At 62.2% G+C, this 16,749-nt stretch carries 16 protein-coding genes; 7 read left to right on the top strand and 9 right to left on the bottom strand.

The features are described 5' to 3' along the window. Window positions 1-34: 34 nt before the first annotated feature. Window positions 35-1,438, bottom strand: coding sequence for a tRNA (N6-isopentenyl adenosine(37)-C2)-methylthiotransferase MiaB (miaB, locus tag VFO29_02620; GenBank protein ID HET9392409.1), 1,404 nt, complete (start codon window positions 1,436-1,438; stop codon window positions 35-37). Between the two features lie 62 nt (window positions 1,439-1,500). On the opposite strand from miaB, the gene der reads away from it, so the two are divergent. From der to VFO29_02585, 7 genes are all read left to right on the top strand, one after another. Further along, a complete protein-coding gene (gene der / locus VFO29_02615; GenBank protein HET9392408.1) occupies window positions 1,501-2,877 on the top strand; it encodes a ribosome biogenesis GTPase Der in 1,377 nt (458 codons plus the stop codon). Next, entirely contained in the window at window positions 2,874-3,461 is a 588-nt protein-coding gene (plsY, locus tag VFO29_02610) for a glycerol-3-phosphate 1-O-acyltransferase PlsY (protein ID HET9392407.1), read from the top strand. The genes der and plsY overlap by 4 nt, the downstream gene beginning before the upstream one ends. Before the next feature lie 43 nt (window positions 3,462-3,504). Beyond that, window positions 3,505-4,062: an elongation factor P gene (gene efp / locus VFO29_02605; GenBank protein ID HET9392406.1), complete on the top strand. Its 558-nt coding sequence runs from the start codon at window positions 3,505-3,507 to the stop codon at window positions 4,060-4,062. Between the two features lie 114 nt (window positions 4,063-4,176). Further along, entirely contained in the window at window positions 4,177-4,926 is a 750-nt protein-coding gene (locus VFO29_02600) for a sulfite exporter TauE/SafE family protein (GenBank protein ID HET9392405.1), read from the top strand. 37 nt (window positions 4,927-4,963) lie between these two features. Next, the gene (locus VFO29_02595; GenBank protein HET9392404.1) at window positions 4,964-6,835 is read left to right on the top strand and encodes an EAL domain-containing protein; all 1,872 of its coding nucleotides are present in this window, start codon (window positions 4,964-4,966) and stop codon (window positions 6,833-6,835) included. A 23-nt stretch (window positions 6,836-6,858) separates the two neighbouring features. Then, window positions 6,859-7,590: a hypothetical protein gene (locus VFO29_02590; GenBank protein HET9392403.1), complete on the top strand. Its 732-nt coding sequence runs from the start codon at window positions 6,859-6,861 to the stop codon at window positions 7,588-7,590. Window positions 7,591-7,657: 67 nt separating this feature from the next. After that, a complete protein-coding gene (locus tag VFO29_02585; protein ID HET9392402.1) occupies window positions 7,658-8,320 on the top strand; it encodes a hypothetical protein in 663 nt (220 codons plus the stop codon). Here VFO29_02585 and VFO29_02580 read toward each other — a convergent pair whose 3' ends face one another. From VFO29_02580 to fni, 8 genes are read right to left on the bottom strand one after another with little or no spacing between them, the layout of a single operon-like run. Next, entirely contained in the window at window positions 8,321-8,923 is a 603-nt protein-coding gene (locus VFO29_02580; GenBank protein HET9392401.1) for a hypothetical protein, read from the bottom strand. It abuts the gene before it with no gap. Then, the gene (locus tag VFO29_02575) at window positions 8,907-9,890 is read right to left on the bottom strand and encodes an NAD-dependent epimerase/dehydratase family protein (protein HET9392400.1); all 984 of its coding nucleotides are present in this window, start codon (window positions 9,888-9,890) and stop codon (window positions 8,907-8,909) included. Before VFO29_02575 ends, VFO29_02580 begins: the two co-directional genes overlap by 17 nt. Further along, window positions 9,880-10,887: an adenosyl-hopene transferase HpnH gene (gene hpnH / locus VFO29_02570; protein ID HET9392399.1), complete on the bottom strand. Its 1,008-nt coding sequence runs from the start codon at window positions 10,885-10,887 to the stop codon at window positions 9,880-9,882. Before hpnH ends, VFO29_02575 begins: the two co-directional genes overlap by 11 nt. Next, window positions 10,884-12,860: a squalene--hopene cyclase gene (gene shc / locus VFO29_02565; GenBank protein HET9392398.1), complete on the bottom strand. Its 1,977-nt coding sequence runs from the start codon at window positions 12,858-12,860 to the stop codon at window positions 10,884-10,886. The genes hpnH and shc overlap by 4 nt, the downstream gene beginning before the upstream one ends. Further along, window positions 12,755-14,038, bottom strand: a complete 1,284-nt coding sequence (gene hpnE, locus VFO29_02560) for a hydroxysqualene dehydroxylase HpnE (protein ID HET9392397.1) — start codon at window positions 14,036-14,038, stop codon at window positions 12,755-12,757. The genes shc and hpnE overlap by 106 nt, the downstream gene beginning before the upstream one ends. Continuing rightward, window positions 14,020-14,880, bottom strand: coding sequence for a squalene/phytoene synthase family protein (locus VFO29_02555; GenBank protein HET9392396.1), 861 nt, complete (start codon window positions 14,878-14,880; stop codon window positions 14,020-14,022). The genes hpnE and VFO29_02555 overlap by 19 nt, the downstream gene beginning before the upstream one ends. Further along, on the bottom strand, window positions 14,874-15,698 hold the full coding sequence (locus VFO29_02550; GenBank protein HET9392395.1) for a squalene/phytoene synthase family protein: 825 nt from the start codon (window positions 15,696-15,698) through the stop codon (window positions 14,874-14,876). The genes VFO29_02555 and VFO29_02550 overlap by 7 nt, the downstream gene beginning before the upstream one ends. Continuing rightward, on the bottom strand, window positions 15,695-16,747 hold the full coding sequence (gene fni / locus VFO29_02545) for a type 2 isopentenyl-diphosphate Delta-isomerase (protein ID HET9392394.1): 1,053 nt from the start codon (window positions 16,745-16,747) through the stop codon (window positions 15,695-15,697). The genes VFO29_02550 and fni overlap by 4 nt, the downstream gene beginning before the upstream one ends. Window positions 16,748-16,749 lie beyond the last annotated feature (2 nt).

The raw sequence follows: 16,749 nt of genomic DNA, 5'->3' as shown, positions 1-16,749 counted from the left end.
GCGTTTCGGGACGCGCCCTGTGGATAACTTGCGATTACGCTGTGAGCAAGCTTACTAACGGAGATTCGAGCAAAACGCCTTCGCCCTCGAAGCGCTCGGCTCGCCGCATTGCCGTTCCGGAGCAGCCCCAGACGAAAGCGGTGTCGATCTTCACGTCGAGCCACGGCTCGCGCGCGTAGCGCCGTTCATCGTAGTCCGGAGGCAGCGGCACGATGACGGTTACGTTGTCCAACGTCCTGGCGGCCAGCTTCGAGCGATCCTTTTTGGATATGCCTTGGATGAGCGCGCGAACCGTTGTGCCGAGCTTGCGATCGTGGTAGGCGCGAGTCACTCGATTCTGGGCTTCTGCCAACCGTTCGAAGCGTTCGCTCGCAACCGGAGCGGGGACTTGCTCCCAATGCGCGGCGGGCGTGCCGCGGCGTTTTGAGTAGATGAACATATACGCGTTTGCGAAGATCCCGCTCGCGGCATAATCGAGCGTCGCTCGAAAATCTTCTTCCGTTTCACCCGGGAATCCGACGATAACGTCCGTCGTGATCGCCGCTCCCGGCATGTACTGCTGAATCCAGGCGACCTTTTCTTGGAACTGCGCGAGCGTGTACTTCCGGTTCATGCGCCGCAGGACCGCATCGCTCGCCGATTGCAGCGGCAAATGAATGCGCGGGTTCAGCTGCGGAATCTGTGCCAATTCGGCGATCGTCTTCTCGTTGAAATCCTTTGGGTGCGGCGAGATAAACGCCAGGCGTTCGAGTCCCGAACTCTGCGCGGCGCGACGGCACAGCTCGGCGAAATCGTCGTTGCTCACCGGATCGCGATAGGCGTTGACCGTCTGACCAACGAGCATAATCTCGCGCGCTCCTTCGTCCACGCGCTGACGCGCCTCGCCGAGGACGTCGCTCATCGGGCGATGGTCGAACCGGCCGCGCACGTGCGGGACGATGCAAAACGTGCAGTAGTACGAACAGCCGCGCTGCACCGTCACGAAACCGCGCAAGTGTGAAAACGCATCCGTAATGCAATCAGCCGCGCCGCCCACCGGCATGATCAGCGCGCGTTCCTCGCTGCGATCGGAATCGGCAAACTGTTCTCGCCAGCGCGAGATCGTGTCACCGAGCTGACGCAATTCGCTCGTTCCAAAAACCGCGTCGATATGCGGCGCACGCCGCTGCATCGAATCGCGATCCTGTTCGGCCAGACAACCCGTCACCACGAGTCTTAACGCGGGATCGGCGTCCTTGAGCATTTTCAAATGCCCAATCCGGCCGTATGCCCGGCGCTCGGCATTGTCGCGTACGGTGCACGTATTGATGATGACGACGTTGGCATCTTCCGCTTGGTCGGCCACAACGTAACCAGCCGCCGCGGCCCGATCCGCAATGTACTGCGAATCCGCCTCGTTCATTTGGCAGCCGAACGTTTCGATGTAGATGCTCGCCATCGGCTTGCGCTGTTCGCCCAGGGCCGCGGGAATACCCCGATAACGACGGAACCTTCCCACTCGTGCAGACTGACGAACAAACCGACGGCGCCATGCTTCGTCCGGCGACCGTGGCAATCGTCGGACGGCCGAACGTCGGAAAGAGTGCGCTCTTCAATCGCTTGATCGGCCAACGGATGGCAATCGTCGAAGATACGCCCGGCGTAACGCGCGACCGCTTGTATGCTTTGTGCGAATGGCGCGGGCGAACGTTTAGCCTTATCGATACCGCCGGGATCGATCCTGAGGTTGAAAAGGATCCGGACAACGCCATCGCCGCAACCCAGCGCCAAGCCGAGGCCGCGGCGCAAGAAGCGGACGCCGTGCTCTTCGTCGTTGACGCCGCGGCGGGCCGAAATCCGGTCGACGACGACGTCGCCAAAATTCTGCGCAAGGCCCGGCGCCCGGTCGTGCTGGTCTGCAACAAGGCTGAATCGCCAAGTGCACAGGCCGCAATCTACGCTGAATTCGGACCGCTCGGATTCGGCGATCCGCTCGCCGTTTCGGCCATTCACGGAGAGGGCACCGGCGATCTGCTCGATCGCATCGCGGAACTTCTGCCGCCCGATGCGCCACCCGAGGATCTGGCGGGCGAACTTTCAATCGCGATCGTCGGAAGGCCGAACGTCGGCAAGAGCTCGCTGCTCAATGCTTTGCTGGGGTCGGAACGCTCCGTCGTCTCCGACGTTCCCGGAACGACGCGCGATGCCATCGACTCGATCTTTCCGTACCAAGACCGGCGCCTGCGACTGATCGATACGGCCGGCATCCGCAGCAAACCTAAACAGCACGGCGCAATCGAGTACTACGCCGCGCTGCGCGCGCTTTCGGCAATCGCGCGCTGCGACATCGCCATCCTGCTCTTCGATACGATGCACGGAATACTCGCGCAGGAACGCCGCCTCGCCGGCTTGATTCTCGAGGAGCGCAAAGGTCTGATCCTCGCCGGCAATAAGTGGGATTTAGTGCGCGAACAAGGCGAGTACAGCCAAGGCGAACTCACCAACGTGATTCACGAGCAGCTGCCGTTTGCGCGTTTTGCGCCTGTGACGTTTCTTTCGGCCAAGACGCAGCGGCGGCTGGGAAGCTTGATGCCGGTCGTCATGAAGGTAGCGGCTAATCTCGATCGCCGCATTCCGACGCCGCAGCTGAACAACATCATCCGCGACGCCTCGCTGGCACATCCGGCGCCCGCGATCGGCGGCAAGCCGCTCAAGATCCTTTTCGGCTCGCAACCGGCAGTGCATCCACCGCTCTTCGTCTTCCATGTGAACGATCCGAAACTCGTGCAGACGTCGTACCGCCGTTTTCTGGAAAATACGATCCGTAGCAACTTCGACTTCGAAGGCGTTCCGCTGAAACTCGAATTCCGCGAACGCACCCGTGAGACGCGCGAATGACGATCGCGCTCATCGCTCTGGCGGCATTCGCAATCGGCTCGATTCCGACGGGGTACATTATCGGCCGGCTCTTCTTCCACACCGACATCCGGCAAAGCGGCAGCGGAAACATCGGCGCAATGAACGCGCTGCGCACGATCGGCAAAGCCGGCGGAGCTGCCGTGTTTGTACTCGACGCGCTCAAGGGCTTCGTCCCGCCGCTTCTCATCCTGCACTACCACTTCGCGCCGCCATGGACGGCGGCGCTCGCGGCCGCTCTTGCCGTGCTCGGACATTGCTATTCGCCTTGGCTGGGATGGAAAGGCGGCAAAGGCGTGGCCACGTCTTTCGGCGCGATCTTCGCGCTGGCGTGGCCGGCCGGAGTCGTTGCCGTCGCGGGCTGGGCGATCGGCGCGGCGATCACGCGTTATTCTTCGGTGGGCTCGATGCTCGGCAGCATTCTGGCGGCGATCGCGCTGTGGTACTTCACGCACGACCCGTGGTTCACGGCCTACGGCGTTTTTGCGGCGGCCTTCATTTTATATACGCACCGGGAAAACATTGCCCGCCTGCTTGCGGGCCGCGAAAACGCCATCAAGCTCTAGCCGATTGTAGGGCTCGGCATACCGGGCTGCGTATGGCCCGGTCATGATCTCTTCGAACGACTTGCGCAACGGCATCACGATCGTGGTGGACGGCCATCTCTGGACCGTCGTGGAGTTCCAGCACGTCAAACCCGGCAAAGGCTCCGCCTTCGTGCGCACGCGTATGAAGAACGTCAAGACCGGGGCGACCGTCGAGCGCACGTTCCGGGCAGGCGAAAAGCTGGAGCGGGCGATCGTCGACAACCGGGCGATGCAAATGCTCTACAACGACGCGGACGGCTACCATTTCATGGACCAAGAGACGTTCGAAAACGTAACGCTGCAGCGCGATCTGATTGGCGGCCCGGCGGATTTCCTGAAGGACGGCATGGTGGTCGACGTCCAGTTTCACGACGGCCTTCCGATCGGCTGCGACCTTCCCGCACACGTCGAACTGCGCATCGTCACGACCGATCCGGGATTCAAGGGCGACACCGCCACGGGAACGAGCAAGCCTGCGACGCTCGAAACCGGCGCCGTCGTCAACGTCCCACTCTTCGTCAACCCCGGCGACACGATCCGAATCGACACTCGGGACCGTCGCTATATTGGGCGCGTGTAGCCTAGCACCGTGTCAGGGCACACTCTGTCCAATATATATTTAAAGGCCACGATAGTGCCAAGGCATCAGGTCAATTTCGTTTCTTAAACATGCGCCTGAAACGAAATTGACCTGATGCTTTGGCTATTTATCGCAGGCTTGCTCGCCAGTATTCTCGGATCGATGGTCGGGTTGGGCGGCGGGTTTATTATCGTGCCGGTGCTTCGCATCTTCTACGGACTCTCGCCGCCGCTGGCGGCCGGAACGTCGCTCGCGCTGGTGATTGCGAACAGTGCGAGCGCCTCGACGTCGTATCTCTTGCAACGCCGCGTGCACCTGCGCACGGGCTGGCTAATCGCCGCCGGCGGAATTCCCGGCGGCATTCTGGGCGCGATCGCGGTCAAGCACGCCTCGCCACGCGTATTCGACTGGCTCTTCGCCGCATTTTTGCTCGCCGTTTCAGCGGATATCGTCATCAATCGCGAGCGGCGGTTGGCACATCGCACGGCCGGCGGTCAAGACAATGCGACCGGCACGCTGTTCACCGGTTTTGCGGTCGGGTTCGTCTCCAGTCTGTTCGGCGTGGGCGGCGGCGTGATTCTGATCCCTTCGCTGCTGTACTTCTCGACGCTGCCGGCGCACGTGATCGCGGCGACCTCCCAATTTGCGATCCTGCTCACGTCGCCGGTCGGTTTCCTCACTCAGCTTCTACAACACGACGTCGCGTGGAACTATGTAATCCCGCTCGTGCTGGGCGGAATCTTGGGCGGCCCCATCGGCGCGAGACTTTCTTTGCGGCTAAAATCGCCCGTTTTGATGCTCTGCGTTGCCGGGGCGCTCACCGTGGCGGCGTTCGCATTGGTCTTCCGCGACATCTTCGGGTAGGGACCGTGGGCCCAAAGGCTCAATAGAGGCGTTGCCGATGCAGCAAATCGGGACTGTTTCGGGCCGTACGGGTTCGGCCACCGAGCTTGAGCGGCTCTTTGAGATCACACGCGATGTTCTGGATGCGCCCACTTTAGATGCGGCGCTTACGTCGTTGGCCCACGGCGTTCAGGAACTCTTCGGCTGGCGTTTCGTTACGATGGTCGCGGCGGAGGAGCCCAACGGCGAACTGCGGCGCCGGGTAATGCTCGGCTTCTCTGAAGAGACCGTCAAGGAACGCCTGCATGAGAATATTGATCGCGAAGCGTTCTCGGCAATGCTGGAACACGCGGTCCGTTTTTTTGACGACTGCTATTTCTTTCCGGCCGAGCGCGAGCACGAGTGGGAACGGTCAATCTATACCGGATTCAACCCGAACGAAACCAAGCGTCAATATCCAAACCAATGGCAAGAGCGTGATGCGCTCGTTCTGACGCTGCACGATCGTGACGGCATCATGATCGGCTACATGTCGCCCGACGGCCCGCTCAACGGCGAGATTCCAACGGTGCAGACGCTGCGCGCCATGCAGGTATTCGTCAACCTGATGGGACTCGCGCTCGTCAACGCGCGTTCGCAGAGCCGCCTGCAATACGAAGCCACCCACGATCCGTTGACCGCGCTGCCGAACCGCATGGTGTTTTCGCTGCAGCTGGCCCGCACGCTCGAAGCGGCGCATCGCGGCGAAGGCGAGCCGCACAGCGTGCTCTATCTGGATCTCGACGAATTCAAATCGATCAACGACACGCTGGGCCATTTGGCCGGCGACGACGTGCTGCGAGAGACCGCCCAACGCCTGCGCATGGTCGTGGACGAGCGCGCGATGGTCGCGCGCATGGCGGGCGACGAGTTCGCCGTGCTCGTTCCGGGAACGTCAACCGCAGCGATTCAAGGCGTGCTGGACACCATCCATGAAATGCTGCGCCGGCCCTTCGCGATAGCCGGACGAACCCTGGTCATGACCGCGAGCATCGGCGTGGTCTCGGTCGATCAAGGCTACACCTCGATTGCCGAAGTCGTGCGCGACGCGGAGACGGCGATGTACCGGGCCAAGAATCAAGGACGCGATCGCAACGCCATCTTCACGCCGACGATGCACGAAGAAGCGCTGCAGCGGCTGTCGCTTCGTCTGGACCTTCGTGCTGCGATCGAAGAACGCCAGCTCGTTGTGATGTATCAGCCCATCGTCAACCTGGCGACGGGTCACATCGAATGTGTCGAGGCGCTGCTGCGCTGGAACCATCCCGGCCAAGGTTACCTCGCACCGGCTGCGTTTCTACCCCTGGCCGAAGAGCTCGGCCTCATGGAGCCCGTCGGTCGATTCGTTCTCGACACAGCCTGCCGCGATCTCGCGCGCTGGCAAAAATCCGGCTTCCCAAACTTGGGACTTAACGTCAACCTGTCGGTGCAAGAAGTCTTGCAGCCGAACCTCCCCGACTTCTTGCGCAAGCTGGTGCGCACGTACGCCATTAAACCCAAGATGCTGACGCTCGAGATCACAGAGACGTCGATCCTGCAGAGCGAACACCGCGCCGAGGGGATTCTCGAAATGCTTAAAGCCGCCGGCGTCGATCTCTGTCTCGACGACTTTGGAACGGGCTATTCCTCGCTGCAGTACATCACGTCGCTGCCAATCGATTCATTTAAGATCGATCAAAGCTTCATCGCCGCGCTCAGCGAACCAAAAGGCGAGCAGATCGTACGGCTGCTGGTCGGCTTGGGAGAAGCCTGCGGCTTGCGCGTAACGGCCGAAGGCGTGGAGACCGAGAGGCAGGCGAAAACGCTCATTTCGCTGGGCTGCAAGTCGGGACAGGGTATTTACTTTCACGCACCACTGCCCGCCGAAGATATCTCCGCCCTACTTCACTAGAACTGCACTACAGGAGACCCCACATGGCCGATTCTTCTTTTTCACCCGAAGTCGCGGCACGCTTCGAGAAGCTCGAGCGGGAGAGCCGCATGCTCAAGCGAGTGTCGCTCGTAATGACCATCGCGCTCGTCGCGGTTACGGCAATCGGCGCCGCAGCGGGCTCCGGAGCGCTGCGCGCGAGCCAGCTCAGCATCGTTGACAGCTCGGGCGTCACGCGCGTAAAGATTGATGCGGCCGGCCTTCACTTGCTCGACTCAGGCGGCAAGGAGCGGCTCTCGGCGGCATTTGACAAAAAGTCGCACGAGCCGAGTTTTAAACTCTTCGACCCCCGCGGCATCTCGCGACTCTCCGTCTATATGGTGAAATCTGACGCCTATCTGGCGCTGGAAGACGAGCGCTACACGCGCGCGATTCTCGGCTTGGTGGATGGAAAATATCCCCAACTCTGGTTCGGAGACTCGAGCGGAACGCGCCAGATGGAGCTCGGCATGACGGACGTAACGGACAGCGTGCCGTTCGTTGGGCTGAACCAGAAGAAAGTCCAAACGGCAACACTCGGCCCGTATGGGCTCAGCGTCCAAGATCTCAAGGCCGTCAGGCGCACGTTCGTGGGTATCTCGAGCGCTTACATTCCGACCCTCGAAATCTTTGACGCGTCGAAGAACCAACGCGGATTCCTTGGGATGTATACCGACGGAACGTCAGGCGCATTTCTAAAGAACGCCTCGGGCACGGCGACTTGGAGTGTGCCCTAGCAAATAGGACTTCCTAGGTTAGCCTTAAAAGCTTCCACAAAACTCTGTCACCAGGAGGCTTTTACTCATGGCCGATCTTTCTGTTTCGCCCGAGATCGCTGCGCGAATCGACAAATTGGAACGCGAAGGCCGCATGCTGCGGCGCGTTTCGCTTGTGACGACGCTTGCGTTGGTTGCCGTTACCGCAATAGGCGCGGCCGCCGTCTCGGGAACGACCACGTCAAAATCGTTCGCAATCGTCGACAGTGCAGGCCACGCGCGCGTGAAACTCGACGCGCTGGGGCTTCACATTTTTGACAGCAAGGGCCGGGAACGGCTGTCCGCCCTCGTCAACACGTCCAATCAGCCGACCTTCAGGTTAGCGGACAAGAACGGTCTCGTTCGTTTCCGGGCGTACATCACGCCCGACAACGATCCGAGCCTCAAATTCGAAGACAGCGCCGGTAAAGACCGGTTCTGGCTCGACCTCAACTCGATGGACTTCTACGACGCCGGCGGACACGATCGGCTCTTCGTTGGAATGGGGACCGGTGATATTCCGTTCATGCGCGTTTACGATCACACGGGCACGGAACGTCTGGTCATCGGTGGAGCGACAGGCGAAAGTCCGGTCCTGAAGATCTTCGACACGAGCCACACCGAGCGCGGATTCTTCGGCATGTACAGCGACGGTTCGAGCGGCGCGCAGTTCTGGGATTCAGCGCACACGTCCACGTGGAGCTCGCCCTAGCTAAAAGGGAAGAGCCTTCGCAATCACTCGGGCGGCGAGCGCCGCGCAGCGCGGCGCCTCGCGTGCCAAAAACGGGAGATCGAACCAAGCATCCGGCCTGAGGAAGACTCGGGCCGGATGTTCCCATGCCGGAGAGAGTTCGCGCGCGGGCGTGTCGAGAATCACTCGAACGCACGCAACGCGCGCAGCGTAGAGCGCGCCCGTCTCCATATCCGCTCCCGCATAGCCTTCGTTCGCCCATCGCGCCCGGTCCGCACCCCGGATGATCCGCGCGGCTGTTACGAGCGGCGCGTCGATGGCCGGCGCGCCCAGCTCGCGCGCCGCTTGTAAGAGATTTTCGACGAGATCCGGATCGCATGCGAGTATCGAGCCGTCGGGGCGGCGCACGCTTCGCGGTACGAGCACCGTGCCGGTGGGCAAATCGTTTCGCAGCCCACCCGCCAGGCCACAGCTGATCGCGATGGAACCAAGATCTGCGTTCAAACGGCGCAAGGCAATGCCGGCTTCGATAACACGCGCGCGACCGCCGAGCTGCGCTCGCGCGGCTCGTGCCTCAAATGCAGTCGCGGTTACGACCGTGACGCGATCAGCTGCAATAGCCATGCGCCCGATACCATTCCACCGCGCGCTCGAGCGCGGCTTTCACGGACCCGGGATGAAAATCCAATTCGCGCGCGGCTTTAGTGCTGTCCGCATACATCAACTCGCGCGAAAGGCGCACGCCCTCAAGCGGAATCAGCGGATCGGCACGAAACAGCCGGCTTCGTACTTCGTCAACAGAAGCAATCGCAATCAATAACGGATAGGGTATGCGGCCACGCGGCAACGGCCGCCCCGTAACGGCACTCAAGAGCTCCCACACACGATCGAACGTCAAATCTTCGCCGCCTAAAATATATCGCTCGCCGGGCCGTCCGCGCTCGAGCGCCGTAACGTGTGCGCGCGCGACGTCCTCAACCGGAACCATGTTCAATCCGCCATGCGGCGGCTTCACGAAGATCCGGCCACACGTAAAATCGAGCACGAGCTTTCCGGTAGGCGTGGGTTTCCAATCGCCCGGCCCGACCGGCGCGCTCGGCAACAGCGCCACCACGGGAACGCGGCCGGCAAAGGCTGCGCGCTCCTGCAATACTTTCGAGCGATGGTATGCGGAATGAGATTCGTGCAGCGTTCCCGTGCTCGACGTCAGCACCACGCGCTCGACTCCGGCAACGCGCGCCGCTTCCATCAAACCCGCAGTCCCGCGCACGTTGGTTTTTTCCATCGCGGCCCGATCGCGCGGCGCGAAAGAGTACAGCGCGGCGCAGTGTACGACGTAACGGCAGCCTTCCAACGATCGCGCAAAATCGCCGACCCGCGTTAAGTCACCCGCCACGATTTCTAGTTTATCGGAGCGCCCTTCGACAAAGCCTGTCCTGAGCTTGACGAAGGGCTCAGGGTCCTTCGATACCTCAGGATGACGATCACGCGCCAAAGCGCGCACCGAATACCCGGCGTTTAAAAGTTCGCGAAGAATGTGCGAGCCGACGAAGCCGCTCGCACCGGTCAGGAAAACGCGGTCAGTGGGCAAGTGCCGCGCGAATGCTCTCCTTCATTGAACCAGTCGTTTTGAGAACGGCGGTCGGTTCGTAACCGCAGTGCGCCATGCAGTTTGCGCACTTTGGATTCTTCCCGCGGCCGTAGAGCGACCAGTCCGTCTCCTCGATGAGTTCTTTGTACGTCTGCGCGTACGGCGCGTCGGACATCAAGTAACACGGACGCTGCCAGCCGAGAATCGAGTACGACGGAATGCCCCACGGCGTGCATTCCATGTCGAATTTGCCCTCGAGGAAATCGAGATAGAGCGGGCTGTGGTTTAGGCGCCACTTCTTGCGCTTGCCGCCGGCGAAGGCTTCCTTGAAGATCGCGCGCGTCCGATCGACGCCCAGGAAGTGTTCCTGGTCGGGCGCCTTCTCGTATGCATAGCCGGGCGAAATCTGCATCGCGTCGACGCCGATTTCGTCGTTCAGATAATCCAGCACGCCGCGGATCGCGGTGGCGTCGTCAGGGTCGAAGAACGTCGTGTTCGTTCCAACGCGAAAACCTTTCGCCTTGGCGACTTTGATGGCGGCGATGGCCTTGTCGAAGGTGCCGTCGCGGCAGACGACTTGATCGTGGCGCTCACGCATGCCGTCCAGGTGGATCATCCACGTAAAGTACGCGGACGGTTTGAACTTGTCGATCTTCTTCTCGAGCAGCAGCGCATTCGTGCAGACGATCACGACCTTCTTGCGGCGCACGAGTTCGGTCACCAGCTCGGGCAAATCTTCATAGACGAGCGGCTCGCCGCCGGCGATCGAAATGACGGGCGCGCCGCACTCGTCGATCGCGGCCAGGCATTGCTCCACACTTAACCGCTTGCGCAACGTCTCGGCCGGATGTTGAATCTTGCCGCAGCCCGCGCACGCGAGATTACACTGATAGAGCGGCTCGAGCTCCATCACGAGCGCGTATTTTTCGACGCCGGCCAGCTTTTTGCTGAGGACGTATTTGGCGATGGCGGCTTTTTGCGCGAAGGGCGTACTCATGAGACGGTTATCTGCTGGCTTTCCGGCGATATTCCCCCCTGCACGGGCCCCTTCGACCGGTCCATGGCCAGGGCCATCATCGGAAAGAGATGGCGGTACATGTGATAGTTCAGATAAAAGTCGCGCGGAAAGCCCGTGCCGCTGAAAGACGGCTCGTCCCAAGTGCCGTCGGGACGCTGACGCTCGCGCAAGAATCGCAGGCCGCCCTGCGCGGCCGGATGCTCTCCCAGGCCCGCCCACTGCAGCGTCATTACCGCCCACGCCGTCTGCGAAGGTGTGCTCGTGCCGACGCCGGCAAACGTCTCGTCGTCGTACGAGTGGCAGCTCTCGCCCCACCCGCCGTCGCTGTTGCTCACCGCGATCGTCCACTCGGTCGCGCGCTCGACCATATCGCGCCCGCTGCCCAGCTGCGCCAGCGCCGACACGACGCACCACGTTCCGTAGATGTGATTGACGCCCCAGCGTCCGAACCAGTGTCCGCGCGGCTTCTGCGTTTCACGCAGATATTTCAGGCCGCCGTAAACGTATGGATCGCGCTCGTTGCGTCCCAGCATCGCGAGCATCTCGAGCACGTGAGCGGTGACGTCCTCGGTCGGCGGATCGATCATGGCGCCGAAATCCGAAAACGGCATTTTGTAGAGAATCTCGCTGGTGTTGTCGCGATCGAAAGCCGCCCAAGCGCCGTTGTTCGATCGCATCGCCAGCGTCCAGCGAACCGCGCGGTCGATCGAAGCCTGCACCGCCGGGCCGGCACCGCCTTCGAGCAGCGAGCACACGATCACCGCCGTGTCGTCGATGTCCGGATAGATATCGTTGTCGAATTCAAAGGCCCAGCCGCCGCACGGCTCGCCTTTGCAGCGCACTTGCCAGTCGCCCCACGCGTTCGCCGGAATTTGCTCGGCCAGCATCCAGTCCACCGCACGGCGCATCGCCGGATGATCGGCGCGGAAACCGGCTTGAAAGAGCGCGCGAATCGCCCATGCGGTATCCCATACGGGCGACATGCACGCTTGGAAGCGCCAACCCGTTTCATCGGCAAAGGCAAATCTTTGCATCCCTTGCAAGCCTTTGCGCATCACCGGATGATCCAAGCCGTAACCCTCGAGGTCCAGCGCGATCAGCGAGTACACCCACGGCGGCTGAATGCCGCCCCAGCTTCCGTCGGCTTCCTGACGCTGCACGACCCAGTCGATCATCTTGGTGCAGGCCGCATTGCGGCCCGGTTTATATGGAAGGCGCTCGTACAGCTTCAAGAGTTGATCCGTCCACCACAACCAGCCCGAGCCGGGCACCGCGTGCATGCGCGTTTCGGTTCCCGGGTTGACGATCTCACGGACGTCCACGCCGAGGTCGCGCCGCGGCCGGCGCGCGATCACTATACACAGCGGCGCCACCGTTCCGCGTGCCCAGCACGAGAACGAGTACAGATTAAACGGAACGGACGGCGGAAGATACACGATCTCCGGCGGCATCGTCGGAATGCCGTCCCACGGATAGATGCCGAAGAGCGCCAACCAAATCTTCGTAAAGACGCGCGCTTCCACTAGTCCGCCGAGCGCGCGAATCGTCGCAAGCGCGCGCTGCATCTCGTCGCGCGAAGGATCGAGGCCGAGCACTTTGAGCGCGACGTAAGCTTCGATCGTCGTGCTGAGATCGGCGGGGCCGTCGAAATAGAGCGCCCACGATCCGTCCTCTCGCTGGTGGTGCAGAATGTGGCGGATTGCGCCGTCGCGGATCGGATCGACCGGAATGCCCAAGAAACGCAGCAGCAGCACGTGCTCCGCCGTCATCGTCACGTTGGTCTCGAGCTCGTCCGTCCACCAGCCCGCCGGAGATTGCCGTTCCAGCAGCCAGTTCACGGACTGAGTTAGCGCCGGGTCTTCCACGCGTTCTGTTCCATCAATAGAGTAGCGGCCGTGATGCCGCTGCGAACCGCCGACTCCATCGTATCCGGCCAGCCCGTCGCAGTCCACGACCCCGCGATCGTTACGTTCTCCCGGCGCGTGCGCGCTCCAGGGCGCACCGTGCCGGGTTTGGCTGAAAACGTTCCCTCAGGATTCCGCGTGGCAGCTCCACGAACCAAGTGCGCTCCCGCGAGCTGCGGAAGCGCCGCCGACACTTCGCCCCATGCGCGCTCGACCATTTCGGCGGTCGGATTGGCGACCAGCGCATCCGCGGCGCTCAAACTGCAGCACAGATACCCGTCAGCTTTCTGAAAGATCCACTGCACCGGCGAATCGAGCAGCGCGCAGAAATCGAAATCCAGCCGTCCGCGATCGTGCCACAAGTGCACGTCCATGATCGCGCTCGCCTCATAACCATCCAAGCTATCTACTCCAAAACCCTCGGCATCGCCGAGCACGCGCTCGAGTGCGCGCGGCGGCAGCGCCAGCACGGCGCCGTCAAAGTTCGCGCTCTCGCCGCTCACGGTGCGCAGCGTCACCGTGCCGTCGTGCGACTCGACTCCCGACACCGCCGTCGAGCGATGGAACGCATTCAGCTTTGCCGCCGCGGCTTCCATGATCCGGGCGAGCGGCACGGTCGAGTACCCAAAGCGCGCCGCGTTGCGATCGTGCAGAAACGCGGTTGAAATCACGAACGCCGCATCGGCGGCGCTCATGCGATCCAGCGGCGCGTTCAGCGCGGGGACCATGAACGGCTCCCAAAAAGCACGCAGCGTCTCCTCTGCCTGTCCGTGCGCGCGCAGCCATGCCGCGAAAGTTCCGGACGGCGCAGCCTGCTCGCGCATCAGCGCGAGAAGCGCGCGCGCCAATTGCATCTTTCCGCGAATGCTTAGGAATTTGTACGACGCCACCGGCGCAAGGAGATGCCAAGGCGCCGGCAAGTTCGCCGCCCGCAGACCGCTGCGGATCCCTTTCGAATAGACCGTGACGTCGAACCGGTCTTGGAGATAGAGCGCGTCCGCCATCCCGGCTCGCTCGACAAAGCGCTCGAACTCGGTGCAGCACGCGAGATAGACGTGCTGGCCGTTATCGACTTCGTGGCCGTCAACTTCAAATGAAGTGGCGCGGCCGCCCAACAGGCGGCTCCGTTCGAAGAGATCGACGCTGCAGCCGGCATCCTGCAATTCCATGGCGGCGGCAAGTCCGGCGAGGCCGCCGCCGGCTACCGCTATCCGGGGCGCAGCCACGAGGAGACGACGACGCGCAGCTTCTCTCCATTCGAAAGCGCCGCGCGTTCGCGCAGCGGCAGGCGCGGATCGCGTTCGATCTTCTCGAGAATGCGCTCGTAGATGCCGGCCATCGTCTGCACGCACGCCGCCGCGCGCCGCGGAATGAAACGCAGCACGCCGTAGCCGCTCTCAAACAGCTCGCGCGTGCGCCGCGTCTCGAACGCGACCAGTTCGTCCCACGATCCGCCCGGCTCGCCGCGCAGCAAATCGTCTTCGGAGACCCCGAAGCGTTGCAAATCTTCTTGCGGCAGGTAGACGCGTCCCATCCCGGCGTCTTCGCGTACGTCGCGCAGAATGTTGGTCATCTGAAGAGCAAGACCCAAATCGTCGGCACGGTCGAGCGCTTCGGGATCGTCAAACCCGAAGATGCGGACGCACATGCGGCCGACGATCGATGCGACGAGCGTGCAGTATTCGCGCAGCTCGGGCCACGTCGCGTAACGCGTGCGCGTGAAGTCCTGTTCGACTCCGTCGATCAGTGCTTGCAGTTCAGCTTGCGGAATGTTGTAGCGCTCGACCGCCCGCGACAAGACGTACATGACGGGATCGGCCTCGGGCGAATGTTCCGCAGCGCTCGCGCGTTCGCGTTGCGCCGACAAGCGTTGCGGAATCAGTTCCGGGCGCGGCGCGCTGTCGACTTCGTCGTCAACCTGGCGGGCAAAATCGTAAAGCGAATAGATCGCAATACGCTGCTCATGCGGCAGCGATATGAATCCCCAGTAAAAATTCTTGGCCTCGCGGCGCGCCATCTCGCGGCAGAAACGCTCGGCCTCCTGCTCGACTGCGAGCGCGTTCAGCACTCTGTCCTGCCGTTGCGCTGGGCCAAAGCAATCGCCGCCCGAATCAAAAGCGCCACCTTCGTCGCCTTCGATACCGACGGCCGCGTTACATCCGTGCGGAACTGGATGCGCTCGATCGCGTCGCAAATCGCCAAGCCTCCCAGGCGATAGAGCGCGAGCTGCAAGCGCAGGGCGCCGCGAGTCATCGCTTCGAGACTCTCGCCCGACGCCAAGAGCGCCCGGGCGCGTTCGACCAGCGCCCGCACCGCCCCATGCACGCCGCTTGTGTCGACGTCTTCTTGCAGCAGGTACGAGCGCCCGATCTTTACATCTCGGCTCACATCTTGCGCGTGGTTAGCCAGCTGCAAACCGATGCAGACGTCGTCGGAGAGTTTTCGCGCCGCGCCGTCGTGCAGACCGAAGATCTTCAAGACCACTCGGCCAACCGGCGCCGCCGACAGCATGCAGTATCCAAGGAGTTCCGGCCACGCCTGATACGAGTGCACGGTTTGGTCCTGCACGTTGGCCGAAATCAAATCCAAAAACGGCTGCGCCTCCAACCCATGACGCGCGATCGTTTCGCGCAACGCTATCAGTACCGGGTGCGCCGGCTCCTTGCCCGCGAATAGCGCTTCGGTCTCTTCGCGCCAACGCGCCAAACCCGCGAGCGCGGACTCCCTTGAGGGGCTTTCGTCTCCGAGATCGTCGGTCGTGCGGCAAAACGCGTAAAAGCGCATGAGATCCAAGCGCAGATCCGACGGCACAAACCACGAAGCCACCGCGAAGTTTTCGTAATGCTTGGTCGCCAGCTCGCGGCAGTACGCGTCGGCGCTCGTCACAGCTCTTCACCTGCTCGCCTCAGCCTCTTCGTCCGGCGCAAGTCGTTCAGCGTACGTTCGCCCAATCCGAACATTGCGATCCGCAGCACCTCGATGTACTCGCGAGCTAAATCGTCAACCGCTTGCGAACCTTTCGCCGCCGCGCGCAAGAATGGCCCGGCGATTCCAACGAGATCGGCGCCAAGCGCTATGGCTTTCACGACGTCGAGCCCGCTGCGAATGCCGCCGCTCGCAATCAGGATCCCCTTCGGCTGCGCCTTGCGAGCTGCGCGCAAGCATTCGGCCGTGGGAATTCCCCAGCCGGCAAACGCGCCCGCGACGCTTGCGCGCCATGGCTCTTCGATGCGGTGCCGCTCGACTTCGCTCCACGAGGTTCCACCGGCGCCCGCTAAGTCCACCGCCGCCACGCCGGCTTTAAAAAGCGCGCGCACTTCTTTGGGCGCGATGCCCCAGCCAACTTCTTTTACGATGACCGGCGCTTTCAACGCGTCGCACAGCTCTTCGATCTTTTCGAGCAATCCGCGAAAGCACGTATCGCCGGCGGGCTGCACGGCTTCCTGAATCGCGTTCAAATGCAACACCAGCGCGTCGGCCCGCAAGAGATCCAGCAAACGCCGGCAGTCGCTGGCTCCGTAGCCTTTGTTGAGTTGCACCGCTCCGAGGTTTGCGAAGAGCAAGACGTCGGGCGCAGCGGATCGCACGTCAAACGTTTCGATGAGCTCCGGCCGTTCCAGCAGTGCGCGCGCCGAACCGAGTCCCATCGCAAGGCCACGTTCCTGCGCGAGCTTTGCGAGAACATGGTTGATGGCCCGGGCTTCTTCCGTCCCGCCGGTCATGCACGAGATAAGAATCGGAGCACCGAGCTTGCGGCCGAACAGGGTGGTCGACGTATCGACCTCGGCGAGATCGATCTCCGGCAGTGCACAATTGACGAAGCGGTACTCGTCGAATCCGCTGCCGACGCCCTTGGCATTGACGTCGCCTTCCAGGTTTATACGCACGTGGTCGGCTTTGCGCGCGACCGTGCCGTCAGCGACCGTCTCCTCCATCT

This window comes from Candidatus Rubrimentiphilum sp., assembly GCA_035710515.1.
Taxonomy (GTDB): Bacteria; Vulcanimicrobiota; Vulcanimicrobiia; order Vulcanimicrobiales; family Vulcanimicrobiaceae; genus Rubrimentiphilum.
The sequence above is the reverse complement of the archived record's forward strand: the minus strand, read 5'-3'. Positions and strand labels throughout refer to the sequence as shown.